An 11,269-nucleotide genomic window follows, 5' to 3' on the forward strand; every position below is an offset into this window, starting at 1 on the left:
GAGGTAGACCTCGTGGTGGCGGCCGGTGAGGCGCAGCCCTGCCGACGGGATCTCGACGTCGTGCATCCGCGCGAGCACTGGGCCCTCGTCGTCGTAGGGGCCGACGTGCAGCGTCTGGATGCACAGACCCTCGTGCAGCACCCGCAGGTCGACGCGGTCGAGGCCGGTGAGCTCCGGCTTCCTGCGCGCCACGGTCGCGACGGCGTCGGCGAACGCGGCGTCGTCGACCCAGGTGGGCGCGAGGACGAGCGTGGTCCAGCTCCAGCGGCTCTTGTCGCGCGCGCTCGTGAACGCGGCCATGTCGTCGGACCACCAGAGCGCCTCGAGCGGCATGACCGTCTCGTCGTGGCCGCGCGCCTTCCCCGCGAACCGCAGGGCGTAGGCGACGGGGTAGAGCGCGGCGAGCGCCTCGGCGTAGGAGGCGGACGTGTTGGGGTCGCCCTGGCCGTCGACCGCCAGGTACGTCAGCGGCGGCACCTCGAGCACGTCGAAGACCCCGCGCCGCGCGCGGTAGTGGGTCAGGGTGCGCTTGCGGTCGAGGGTCACGCCTGCTCCTGCTCGCGCTGGCGCGCCCGGTACTCCGCGGCGGCGTGACGGTTGCCGCAGGTGGTGCTGCAGAAGCGACGGGAGCGGTTGCGAGAGAGGTCGAGGACGATGCCGTCGCAGCCGTCGTCGGCGCAGGTCGCGAAGCGGGACAGCTCGCCGGCGGTCACCACCTCGCTGAACGCGACGGCGGTCTCGAGGGCGATCCGCTCGTGCAGCGGCCGGTCGTCGTCGACGACGTGCAGGTGCCAGCCGAGGGGCCCGTGGTTCACGAGTCGGGGCTGCGCGGGGAACGCGGCGAGCAGGTCGTTGACGACGGCGACGGCCTCGTCGAGCTCGGCCGTCATCAGTCGACGCAGGGTCGCGCGCAGCGCGCGTACCTCGTCGAGCTCCGCGCGGTCGCGGTCGTGCCGGCCGGTGTAGCCGTGCCGCTCGTAGTAGCCGTCGAGCTCCGCCACGGAGGTGAGGGTGTCGGGCTCCTCGGCCGAGTTCGCCAGCTCGACGGCGGCCAGCAGGTTCGCCTCGGTGTCATGAGCGAAGACCATGTTGACACCTTACGACATTCGCCCCTATCGTCAGGACCCATGACCAGCAACGCTCCTGACGCAGCATCGCTGGCGGGCGCCTCGGCGCCGTCGCGACGCTCCCCGAACGCCGGGAGCGGACGCACCGCGTCGGGCCTCGCGTTCGCCCTGGTGTCGGCCTCGGCCTTCGGGCTCTCCGGGTCCCTGGCCCGCGGACTGCTGGAGTCGGGCTGGAGCGCCGGCGCCGCAGCGGCCGTCCGGATGGGCGTCGCCGCCGCGGTCGTGGCGCTGCCGACGGCCCTCGCGATGCGCGGTCGCTGGAGCCTGGTCCGCCGCGCCGCGCCGACGGTGCTGCTCTACGGCCTGCTCGCCGTCGCCGGCGCGCAGCTCTGCTACTTCTACGCCGTGCAGACGCTGCAGGTCGGCGTGGCGCTGCTCATCGAGTACATGGCGCCCGTCGCCGTCGTGGTGTTCCTGTGGGTCGCCCGCGGGGAGCGCCCCGGGAGGCTCACCGTCGCCGGCGCCGTCGTCGCGATGGCGGGTCTCGCGCTCGTGCTCGGCCTGCTGTCGGGGGTCTCCCTCGACGGGGTCGGGGTCCTGTGGGCCCTCGGCGCGACGATCGGCGCCGCGACCTACTTCCTGCTGTCGGCCGACGACCGCGTCGGGCTGCCGCCGGTCGCGACGCTGGGCGACGTCGCGCTCCCCTGGTGGCTGCTCGTCGGTCTGCTGGGCGTCGTGACCGCGGCGCTCGCCTACGTCACGGGCATCGCGGCCGGACGTCGGCTCGGGTCGCGCGTGGCGTCGTTCGTCGCCCTGTCGGAGGTGCTCATGGCCGTGCTGTTCGCGTGGCTGCTGCTCGACGAGCTGCCGACCACGGCCCAGCTCCTCGGCGGCCTGCTCGTCCTGGCCGGCGTCGTGCTGGTCAAGGTCGGCGAGCCCCGGCACGTCGAGGAGCACGGGGCGACGTCGCCCACAGATGCGCCGGATCTGCACGCTTGGGTGGGGCCCCCACGCAAACGCGCACCCGAGGCGAGGTCAGGTGCGGACGTGCATCCGCTCGCCCTGCGGGCCGAAGATGGCCAGCACCTCGGTGGGGTGGGGGCCGGGGTTGCTCACCCAGTGCGGGGTGCGGGTGTCGAACTCGACGACCTCGCCGGGCCCGATCGTCAGGTCGCGCGAGCCCAGGACCAGACGCACCTGCCCCGAGAGGACGTACATCCACTCGTAGCCGTCGTGCGTGCGCAGGCTCGGCTCGGCGTCGGCCTCCACCGGCATGACGATCTTGTACGACTGCAGCCCGCCCGGACGTCGCGTCAGCGGCACGAACGTGCGACCGTGCCGCACCACCGGGCGCGCCCGCACGCGAGGGTCGCCGGTCTCGGGCGCGTCGACGAGCTCGTCGAGTGCGACACCGTGCGCGGCGGCGAGGGGCAGCAGGAGCTCGAGTGTCGGCCTGCGCTGCCCCGACTCCAGTCGCGACAAGGTGCTCACCGAGATGCCGGTCTGCTCCGCGACGTCGGCGAGGGTCGCGTCGCGCTCCAGGCGCAGCTGCCGCAGCCGAGGCCCGACGCCCGCCAGCACCTCGCCGAGGTCGGAGGGGGCGGTCATGCGCCGGGCTCCAGTCGACGCAGCGACGCCTCGGTGCCGAGCTCGGCACGGTCACGGCGAACACGACGCCAGTGGTCGAGCGCGGCGATGAGGACGGTCGGGTCGCCGCTCAGGTGCGGGAACGAGATCGCCAGCGCCCTCTCGGCCTCCGGGATCGGTCGTGCCTGCTGCTCGCCGAACCCGGTCGGGGCGCGCAGCACCCGCACCTGGTCCGCCGTGCGTGCGTAGACGACGAGCGTACGACGCGGCTGCCGCAGCGCAACCACCTCGACGACGTCGTCCCACGCGATCTCGCGCTCGGAGCTCCAGGTGCGCAACCGGACGGTGTCGGGGGTGAGCACCAGGGCGCCCCGAGGGCGGCGACCTGCAAGCACGGCGACCACGGTCGGCACGGCGAGGACCAGCACGACCGCCGCACCGACGAGCCCGACCGACGGCCCCGTCGAGCCCGACCCCGCGACCGCCGAGAGGACCAGGAGGGCGCTGAAGAGCACGGCGGCCCCGGTGGTGCCCCACGCGAGGAACCGCGCCAGGCGCGACTCCGGGAGCACGGTGGCGGCGTCGACGAGCGTCGACGCGTGGGCGCCTCGCGGCGTGGCGAGGAAGCGCAGCAGGTATCCGACCGCGAGGACGGCGGTCGCCGCCATGGCGGCACCGGCCAGGGCGAGGAGCAGGTCGCCACGGGTGAGCAGCAGCACCGACGCCGCGAGGAGGGCCGGCCCGAGCAGCACAGCGGCCGCACCCATGCCGAGCACCTGGCCCACCGGCGGTCTCGGCGACGACGGCCGCGCCTCCGCGCCGCTCACCACGGGGTCACCGCGTCCCACACGTCGCTCGCCGTGTCCTTCACGCCCTCGCCGAAGTCGCGCAGACCCTCGTCGATCGCCTCGGTGACGTCCTCGGGGACCCAGTGGTCCCAGGCGTACTCCGCCAGCATGCCGACGCCGACGGCCGCGACGGTGCCGACCGCGGCGACGGCCAGGACGGGAGCACCTGCCGTGACCGCGATGGCCCCGGCGGCGATGCCGGCCCCCGTCGCGAGCACCTCGCTGGAGATGACCTGACCGGGCGAGTCGCCGTTGGCGATGTCGTTGCCCGCGAGGCCGACGGTGAGCAGCCCCCCGACGATGGGGAGTCGCCGGGCGATCCGCTCCGACCCCTCGGCGAGCGCGTCCAGGCCCCGCGCGGCCTGACGGTTGCCGCGGACGTCCACGGCGTCGCCCGCCGCGCGTCGGGCGGGGTTGCCGGAGCGCTGCGCACGGCGCGCCTCGGCCGCCTCGCGACGCAGGCGTGCCGCCTCGCTGCCGTGATGGTTCGCCAGCTCCTCGAGCCGACCCTTGCGCAGGTCGATCGTGAAGAGCATGGCCGTGGCGGGCAGCTTCTGCAGCTGCTTGACGAGGTAGGACAGCAGAGTCGGGTCGTCGGCCGTCGCGATGTGGGTGAGGTTCGCGTCGATCCACTCATCGAGGGTGGTGCGCTCCTGCTCGACCTCCCCCAGCAGCCGGTTGTAGAGCTCGACCTTGTCGTTCGCCTGCTCGAACCGGTCGTTCTCCGCGTCCCACGCGGTGCGCTCCGCCTCCGTCGACCCGGCGGGCAGGTCGGCGGGACGTTGCGGCTCCGGCGGGGTCTGGATGACGGTGCCGGCCACGGTGAGCCCGCCCTCCGTGGCCTCGGCACGGCGATCGGCCATGTGCTCTTGGGCGTGCGTCAGCTTGACGGCGTAGGTGCGGAACTTCTCCGCCACGCGACCGAGGTGCTCCTCCTGCTCGTCACCGGCGTCGATCACCTGGCTCGCGACGTCACGGTAGGCCTCGGCGGCGGCTCCTTCCCAGTCGCGACCGGCGCGCTGCCGGGCCGAGGTGCCCCGCTCGCCCGCCTCGCCGACCTTCGCGCGCAGGGTGTCCGAGACCCACGTGGCGGCGGCACGGACCGCCGCCGGGTCCCCCTCCAGCTTCGTCTCGATCATCGTCCGCCCTCGTCGGCAGGGAGCCCGCGCGTGACCTGGTCGAAGGCGTCGCGGATGGATTCGTCGGTGGCGTCGTACTGGTCGACGACCTGGCCCATCACGGTCGCGACGGCCCGGTGGACGGCCGCGAGGTCGCTCGCCTCGGACATGACGTTCGACAGGATCGCCGAGATCGCCGAGGACCCGGGACCGGCGTCGACGGTGCCGGGCGCCGACTCCCCCGTACCCTCGATCAGCTCGGCTCCCTCGAGGTGGAGGTCGCGGATCGCCTCGCCGGCACCGGGCTCGATCCGCAGGTCGCTCACAAGGAACCTCCGGTGTGCCGGACCTCGGCGGGCAGCTCCTGATCGAGCAGCACGACGTCGTAACGCGCCTGCTCACGCAGGGTGGAGAGGTGGCCGGTCTCCATCAGCGTCCAGGGCTGGTGGTCCCCGCAGCAGCGCGCCAAGCGGTCGAGCGCGGTGTATGCGAGGAGGGCGAGCCGACCGTCCTCGAGGGTGCGGAGCTCGACCTGCGGGGACTCGCCCGGGATGGTCGGACGGCAAGGCAGGTACAGCACCGGCGGAATCTGCCGGCGTCCATCTGGCTGGTCGGTCATGTCTTCCCCCAGGGTGTGGCCGCTCACGCAGCACCGAAGTCGTGAACCCATCGTGCCAGACGCTGCAGCGCCCCGGGGTTGCCAGAACAGCAAAGTTCTTTGTCGTCTGAACGCCACGGAGCGCATGCTCGACCCATGAGCACGAACATCGAGGTTCCCCGTTCCTCCGGCACCCCCGTCGACGTCGTCGTGGTGGGAGGAGGCGCCGCCGGGCTGAGCACAGCGCTGGTGCTCGCCCGCTCCCGCCGATCCGTCGTGGTGGTCGACGCCGGCGAGCAGCGCAACGCGCCCGCGGACCACATGCACAACTACCTCGGGCGCGAGGGCACGCCGCCGCTCGAGCTCGCGCGGCTCGGTCGCGAGGAGGTCGAGTCGTACGGCGCGACGGTCGTCGCCGGTCGGGTCGTCGACGCGGAGGCGCTGCCCGGCGACGTGCCGAGCTTCGGCCTGACGCTCGACGACGGCAGCCGCTTCCGCGCACGTCGTGTCGTGCTCGCGACCGGCGTGGTCGACGAGCTGCCCGGCGTGCCCGGCCTCGCCGACCGCTGGGGACGCGACGTGCTGCACTGCCCCTACTGCCACGGGTGGGAGGTGCGCGACCAGCGCGTCGGCGTGCTGCTGACGTCGCCGATGGGGCTGCACCAGGCCGGGCTGTTCGGCCAGCTCACCGAAGAGCTCACGGTGCTCGCGCACGACGTCGCGCTGGGGCACGGCGAGCGCGAGCCGCTACGGGCTCGCGGCCAGGCGGTGGTCGAGGGCCGGGTCGAGGAGGTCCGATGCACGGCACCACCCTCGCCGTCGGGCTCGTGGCCGACGCGAACGGCGTGACGCCGGTGCCCGGCGTGCTGGCGGTCGGCAACGCGTCAGCGCCCATGGCCACGGTGGCGGCGGCCGCCGCAGCGGGCGTGCAGGCCGGGGCGTTCCTCAATGCCGGTCTGGTCGAGGAGGACACCCAGGCCGCGGTCGAGCGAGCCCGCGAGGCGATGCGCGAGCCGGAGGCCTGGGAGGAGCGCTACGGCTCCCCGTCGGCCGTCTGGAGCGGCCGGGTCAACCCGCAGGTGCCGGCGAAGGCGGAGGCGCTGGAGCCGGGTCGCGCGATCGACGTCGGCTGCGGCGAGGGCGGCGACGTCATCTGGCTCGCGCAGCACGGCTGGGAGGTCACCGGCATGGACTTCTCGCCCAACGGGCTCGACCGCGCACGACAGCACGCGCACGACGCCGGGGTGGGCGAGCGGACGTCGTTCCGCGTCGGCGACGTCCGCACGTGGGAGCCGGGCGACGAGCGGTGGGACCTCGTCACGGCGCACTACCTCCACCTGCCTCCGGAGCCGATGCTCGACGTCGTGCGCCGGCTCGCGTCGGCCGTGGCACCCGGCGGCACGCTGCTCGTCGTCGGGCACCACCCGGGCGACGTGCCGGCGGGCGTCAGGGCACGCGACGACCTCTTCGAGCCCGAGGCTCTGCTGCCCGCGCTCGACGAGACGTGGGACGCGCGCGCCGAGGTCGTCGAGCGCACCCACACCGGCATGGGCGCCCACGTCGTGCGCGACAGCATCCTCGTCGCCACCCGCCGCTGACCCCTTCCCCCTCCCCGCTGGGTGTGACGTTTGCGGGCGGAAAGCGTGGTTCTCGGCCCGCAAACGTCACACTCAGCGGGGGTGGGTTCAGCGGGGGAGGGGAGAGGAGGGTCAGAGGCGGCGCAGGGCCGTCTCGGCGGCGTTGAAGCCACCCATGCCGTGCACGCCGCCGCCGGGCGGGGTGGCGGCGGAGCAGAGGTAGACGCCCTCGACCCCGAGGGAGTACGGGTCGAGCGTCGGCCGCGGGCGCAGCGGGATCTGGCGCCACGTGTTCGCGCCGGTGCCGATGTCGCCGCCGACGTAGTTCGGGTTGTACGCCTCGAGCTGTGCCGTGCTCTTCGAGACCACCTGCACGATCCGGTCCTGGAAGCCGGGCGCGAAGCGCTCGACCTGGCCGATGATCTGCTCGGTCGCGTCGCCGGGCCACGCGTGCGGCACGTGCGCGTAGGCCCAGATCGGGTGCACGTCGCCCTGCGAGCGGCTGGGGTCGGCCACGTACTGCTGGCCCAGCAGCACGAACGGACGCTCGGGCATCGTGCCGCGAGCCGTGCGACCCTCCGCCTCGACCACCTCCGCCGCGTCACCCGCGACGTGCACGGTGCCGGCGCGGCGCACGTCGTCGTTGGTCCAGGGGATGCCGCCCTCCACCGCGAGGTCGATCTTGAACGCCGCCGGACCGTACCGGTACGCGCGGAGCGCCCGCGCGACGATCGACGGCATCGCGTCGCCCACGATGCCGAGGGCGCCACGCGGCGAGGTGTCGAGCATGACGACGTCCGGACGTGCGCCGCTGGCGTCGGTCAGCTGGTCGAGGCTCGTCACCTGCACCCCGGTGCGCACGGTGCCGCCGAGCTCCTCCAGCAGCGACACGAGGGCGTCCGCGATGGCCTGCGACCCGCCCTCGGCGACCGGCCAGCCGTAGCGGTGGCCCGCGGCGGTCAGCATGAGACCGACGGACGCGCTCAGCGGGGTGTCGAGGCGGCCGAACACGTGCGCGGCGACTCCCATGAACAGTGCCCGCGCCGGCTCGTCGTCGAAGCGTCGGGCGAGGAGCGTGGCGGGGAGGGCGGCGTTGAGCCCGAACCGACCGAGCGCCCACGGGTGCGACGGCACGTGGACGACAGGGCGCAGGACGTCGGCGAGCAGGTCGTCGAACCCGTCGCTGAGCGGCTCGAACAGCCGACGCCAGGTGCGCGCGTCGACGCCGAGCGACGCCGCCGTGCGCTCCATGTCGCGGCTGACCACCCCGGCACGCCCGTCGTCGAGCGGGTGGGCGAGGTCGATCTCGGGCCAGAGCCAGCGCAGTCCGTGCCGCTCGAGGTCGAGCGAGCCGAGGAACGGCGAGGCGACGCCCATCGGGTGGAAGGCTGAGCACTCGTCGTGCAGGAGGCCGGGCACCGTCAGCTCCGACGTGCGCGTGCCGCCTCCGACCCGGTCCGACCGCTCCAGCACGGTGACGTCGAGGCCCTCCTGCGCGAGCCGTACCGCCGCCGCCAGACCGTTCGGACCACTGCCCACCACCACTGCCGACGTCATGTCCTCATCCTCGCACCGGCCGGACGATGCAGCGCGTCGCTCAGGCGCCGCCGAGCGCGCGCACCACGGCGCTGGCGGGCGTCTTGCCGAGCCGCTCGGCCATCCAGGTGCTGGTGGCGACGAGCGCGTCGAGGTCGACCCCGTGCCCGATCCCGAGCCCGGTGAGGAACCACACGAGGTCCTCCGTGGCCAGGTTGCCGGTCGCGCTCCTCGCGTAGGGGCAGCCGCCGAGCCCGCCCGCCGAGGCGTCGAACGTCGTGACCCCCGCCTGCAGCCCGGCGTGGACGTTGGCGAGCGCCTGCCCGTAGGTGTCGTGGAAGTGCAGCGCGAGCCGGTCGGCCCCGACGCCGGCCGCACCGAAGCGGCGCACGAGGTCGCCGACCTGGGCGGCGGTCCCGACGCCGATCGTGTCGCCGAGCGACAGCTGGGTCGCGCCGAGCTCGAGCAGCTCGCACCCGACCCGCACCACCGCGTCGGGGTCGACGGGACCCTCCCACGGGTCGCCGAAGCACATCGACACGTAGGCGCGCACGTCGGCGCCGGCGTCGAGGGCGCGACGCACGACGGGCGCGAACATCGTCATCTGGTCGGCGACGGTGCTGTTGAGGTTCCTCGCGGCGAAGGTCTCGGTGGCGCTGGCGAAGACGGCCACGTGGGCGCAGCCGGCCTTGAGCGCACGGTCGAGGCCGCGCTCGTTGGGCACGAGGACGGGGTACGGGAACGTGGGACCCTCGCGCAGCTCCTCGACGAGGTCGGCGGCGTCGGCCAGCTGCGGCACCCACCGCGGGTGCACGAAGCTCGTGGCCTCGACGACGGGCAGCCCCGCGGCGACCAGCCGGCGCACGAACGCGGCCTTCACGTCGAGCGGGACGACCGTCTTCTCGTTCTGCAGCCCGTCGCGGGGTCCGACCTCGTAGATCGTCACCCGGTCGGGAAGGCCCGGTTCGGGCACGACCATGGGGAGTCTCACGCGGACTCCTCGACGTGCACGACCACGTGGCCCATGGCGACCTGGTCGCCGACCGTGGCGCCGACGTGGGTGACCGTGCCGGCGTGGGGGGCCACGAGCGCGAGCTCCATCTTCATCGCCTCGACGGCACCGAGTCGCTGGCCCTCGACCACGACGTCGCCGACCTCGACGTCGAGCGCGACGACCGACCCGGGCATGGGCGCGACGACGGCGGCGTCGCCGGCCGCGGCCGACGAGGTGCGTCGCATGGCGTCGGCCTGCTCGAGGACCCAGGTCTGGCCCTGCCAGGTGGCCCAGACGCGACGTCCGCGCGCGGTGGCGTCGGCGTGCTCGTGCCCGCGGTCCACGGTGACGGCGTGGGTCGTGCCGTCGGGCTCGGCGACGTGCACGACGAGGGGGTTCGGAGGTCCGGCCGAGCGCCAGCCGTCGCCCCGGCCGAACGGTGAGGTGTCCTCGGGCTCGCCGAGCAGCAGCGCGGCCGCACGCAGCGCCTCGGGTGCGACGTCAGGTCGCGCGAGGAGCGGACCCTCGTAGGCGTCGAGCCAGCCCGTGTGCACCTCCCCGGAGCGGAACGGCGCGGAGTCGACGAGCCGACGCACCCACCCGAGGTTGGTGGCGATGCCCTCGACGGCGGACCCGTCGACGACGTCCAGGAGCGTGTCGATCGCCGCGTCGCGGTCGGGGCCGTGGGCCACGAGCTTGGCGAGCATCGGGTCGTACGCCGACGACACGTGCGCCTCCCCCTCGATCGCCGCGTGGACCTCGTGCCCCTGCTGCCCGCCCCACCGCGCGTCGAGCACGTGGCCGGCCTGCGGCAGGAACCCCGTGTAGGGGTCCTCGGCGTACACGCGCACCTCGACGGCGTGGCCGGTGCAGGTGATCTCGTCCTGAGTGAGCGGGAGCGGCCGGCCCGCGGCGACGTCGAGCTGCCACTGCACGAGGTCGAGGCCCGTCACCTGCTCGGTGACCGGGTGCTCCACCTGCAGGCGGGTGTTCATCTCCAGGAAGTACGCCGTCTGGTCGCCCGGGGCACCAGCTACGAGGAACTCGACCGTCCCGGCACCGACGTACCCGACCTCCTCGCAGAGCGCCACCGACGAGCGGTGCAGCAGGTCGCGGAGCGCGGGGTCGAGGTCGGGCGCGGGTGCCTCCTCGACGACCTTCTGGTGGCGGCGCTGGGCGGAGCAGTCGCGCTCGAAGAGGTGCACGACCGTGCCGTGGGTGTCGCCGAAGACCTGCACCTCCACGTGCCGGCCGCCCTCGACGTACGCCTCGACCAGGAGGGTGTCGTCGCCGAACGACGACGCCGCCTCGCGTCGGGCGGTGGCGACCGCGCCGGCGAGGTCCTCGGGGCGACGCACCACGTGCATGCCCTTGCCGCCGCCACCGGCGGCCGCCTTCACGAGCACGGGGTACGCGTCGGGCGGCACGTCGTCGACGTCGTGCCGCGGGGTCACCGGCACGCCGGCACGCTCGGCCACGTCGCGGGCACGGTCCTTGCGGCCCATCAGCTCGATCACCTCGGGCGACGGTCCGACGAACACGAGGCCGGCCTCCTGCACGGCCCGCGCGAAGCCGGCGTTCTCCGACAGGAAGCCGTAGCCGGGATGCACGGCGTCGGCACCCGACGCGACGGCCGCGGCCACGACCTCCGCGACGTCGAGGTAGGAGCCGACGCGCACGGCGTCGTCGGCCTCGGCCACGTGCAAGGAGGCGACGTCGAGGTCGGTGTGGACGGCGACGCTCCGCAGTCCCGCGGCCCGGCAGGCACTCACGACGCGGCGCGCGATCTCGCCGCGGTTGGCGACCAGGACGGTCTCGATCGGGCGTGCGGTGGTCTCGGTCATGGTCGGCTCACATCCGGAAGACGCCGAAGCCGGGCGCACCGGCGTCGGTCTCGGGTCGGTCGGCGAAGGACGGGACGGGCGCGTTCGCGCAGGCCTGCAG

At 74.2% G+C, this 11,269-nt stretch carries 12 protein-coding genes and 1 pseudogene; 3 read left to right on the top strand and 10 right to left on the bottom strand.

Translation table 11 applies throughout. From position 1 onward, the window contains the following. Positions 1-546, bottom strand: a 546-nt coding sequence (locus A6Q79_RS14940; protein WP_317698697.1) for a GyrI-like domain-containing protein, incomplete at its 3' end; no start/stop codon positions are given. Then, entirely contained in the window at positions 543-1,088 is a 546-nt protein-coding gene (locus A6Q79_RS14945) for a CGNR zinc finger domain-containing protein (RefSeq protein ID WP_286689216.1), read from the bottom strand. The genes A6Q79_RS14945 and A6Q79_RS14940, both read right to left, overlap by 4 nt. Before the next feature lie 39 nt (positions 1,089-1,127). Here A6Q79_RS14945 and A6Q79_RS14950 point away from each other — a divergent pair. Further along, positions 1,128-1,979: pseudogene (locus tag A6Q79_RS14950) on the top strand (EamA family transporter); the annotation flags it as partial. Between the two features lie 123 nt (positions 1,980-2,102). Here the strand turns inward: A6Q79_RS14950 and A6Q79_RS14955 are convergent. The 5 genes from A6Q79_RS14955 to A6Q79_RS14975 are packed head-to-tail and all read right to left on the bottom strand — an operon-like array spanning position 2,103 to position 5,266. Continuing rightward, positions 2,103-2,675, bottom strand: a complete 573-nt coding sequence (locus A6Q79_RS14955) for a helix-turn-helix domain-containing protein (protein WP_067860788.1) — start codon at positions 2,673-2,675, stop codon at positions 2,103-2,105. Further along, entirely contained in the window at positions 2,672-3,502 is an 831-nt protein-coding gene (locus tag A6Q79_RS14960; RefSeq protein ID WP_317698698.1) for a hypothetical protein, read from the bottom strand. The genes A6Q79_RS14955 and A6Q79_RS14960 overlap by 4 nt, the downstream gene beginning before the upstream one ends. Then, positions 3,478-4,641, bottom strand: a complete 1,164-nt coding sequence (locus tag A6Q79_RS14965) for a WXG100 family type VII secretion target (protein ID WP_253021409.1) — start codon at positions 4,639-4,641, stop codon at positions 3,478-3,480. The genes A6Q79_RS14960 and A6Q79_RS14965 overlap by 25 nt, the downstream gene beginning before the upstream one ends. Continuing rightward, positions 4,638-4,946 carry a hypothetical protein gene (locus A6Q79_RS14970; RefSeq protein ID WP_067860794.1) on the bottom strand — a complete coding sequence of 103 codons (309 nt, stop codon included), beginning with the start codon at positions 4,944-4,946 and terminating at the stop codon, positions 4,638-4,640. The genes A6Q79_RS14965 and A6Q79_RS14970 overlap by 4 nt, the downstream gene beginning before the upstream one ends. Further along, positions 4,943-5,266, bottom strand: coding sequence for an SAV_915 family protein (locus tag A6Q79_RS14975; protein ID WP_289017670.1), 324 nt, complete (start codon positions 5,264-5,266; stop codon positions 4,943-4,945). Before A6Q79_RS14975 ends, A6Q79_RS14970 begins: the two co-directional genes overlap by 4 nt. A gap of 108 nt (positions 5,267-5,374) precedes the next feature. Here A6Q79_RS14975 and A6Q79_RS14980 point away from each other — a divergent pair, with 108 nt between their 5' ends. Together A6Q79_RS14980 and A6Q79_RS14985 are read left to right on the top strand one after the other, a co-directional pair. Beyond that, entirely contained in the window at positions 5,375-6,067 is a 693-nt protein-coding gene (locus tag A6Q79_RS14980; RefSeq protein ID WP_317698699.1) for an NAD(P)/FAD-dependent oxidoreductase, read from the top strand. After that, complete coding sequence (locus A6Q79_RS14985; RefSeq protein WP_317698700.1) at positions 6,016-6,816, top strand: class I SAM-dependent methyltransferase; 801 nt, start codon at positions 6,016-6,018, stop codon at positions 6,814-6,816. The genes A6Q79_RS14980 and A6Q79_RS14985 overlap by 52 nt, the downstream gene beginning before the upstream one ends. A gap of 111 nt (positions 6,817-6,927) precedes the next feature. On the opposite strand, the gene A6Q79_RS14990 is transcribed toward A6Q79_RS14985, so the two are convergent. Genes A6Q79_RS14990 through A6Q79_RS15000 form a run of 3 tightly spaced genes read right to left on the bottom strand, consistent with a single transcriptional unit; the run spans position 6,928 to position 11,169 of the window. Beyond that, positions 6,928-8,352, bottom strand: a complete 1,425-nt coding sequence (locus A6Q79_RS14990) for an NAD(P)/FAD-dependent oxidoreductase (RefSeq protein WP_289017667.1) — start codon at positions 8,350-8,352, stop codon at positions 6,928-6,930. A gap of 40 nt (positions 8,353-8,392) precedes the next feature. Further along, positions 8,393-9,322 (bottom strand): hydroxymethylglutaryl-CoA lyase, encoded by a 930-nt coding sequence (locus tag A6Q79_RS14995; protein ID WP_289017665.1) that lies wholly within the window; start codon positions 9,320-9,322, stop codon positions 8,393-8,395. Then, complete coding sequence (locus tag A6Q79_RS15000) at positions 9,319-11,169, bottom strand: biotin carboxylase N-terminal domain-containing protein (RefSeq protein WP_286689210.1); 1,851 nt, start codon at positions 11,167-11,169, stop codon at positions 9,319-9,321. The genes A6Q79_RS14995 and A6Q79_RS15000 overlap by 4 nt, the downstream gene beginning before the upstream one ends. Positions 11,170-11,269: the final 100 nt, after the last annotated feature.

The organism is Aeromicrobium sp. REDSEA-S32_B7, from assembly GCF_001626145.1.
GTDB classification, from domain to species: Bacteria; Actinomycetota; Actinomycetes; order Propionibacteriales; family Nocardioidaceae; genus Aeromicrobium; species Aeromicrobium erythreum.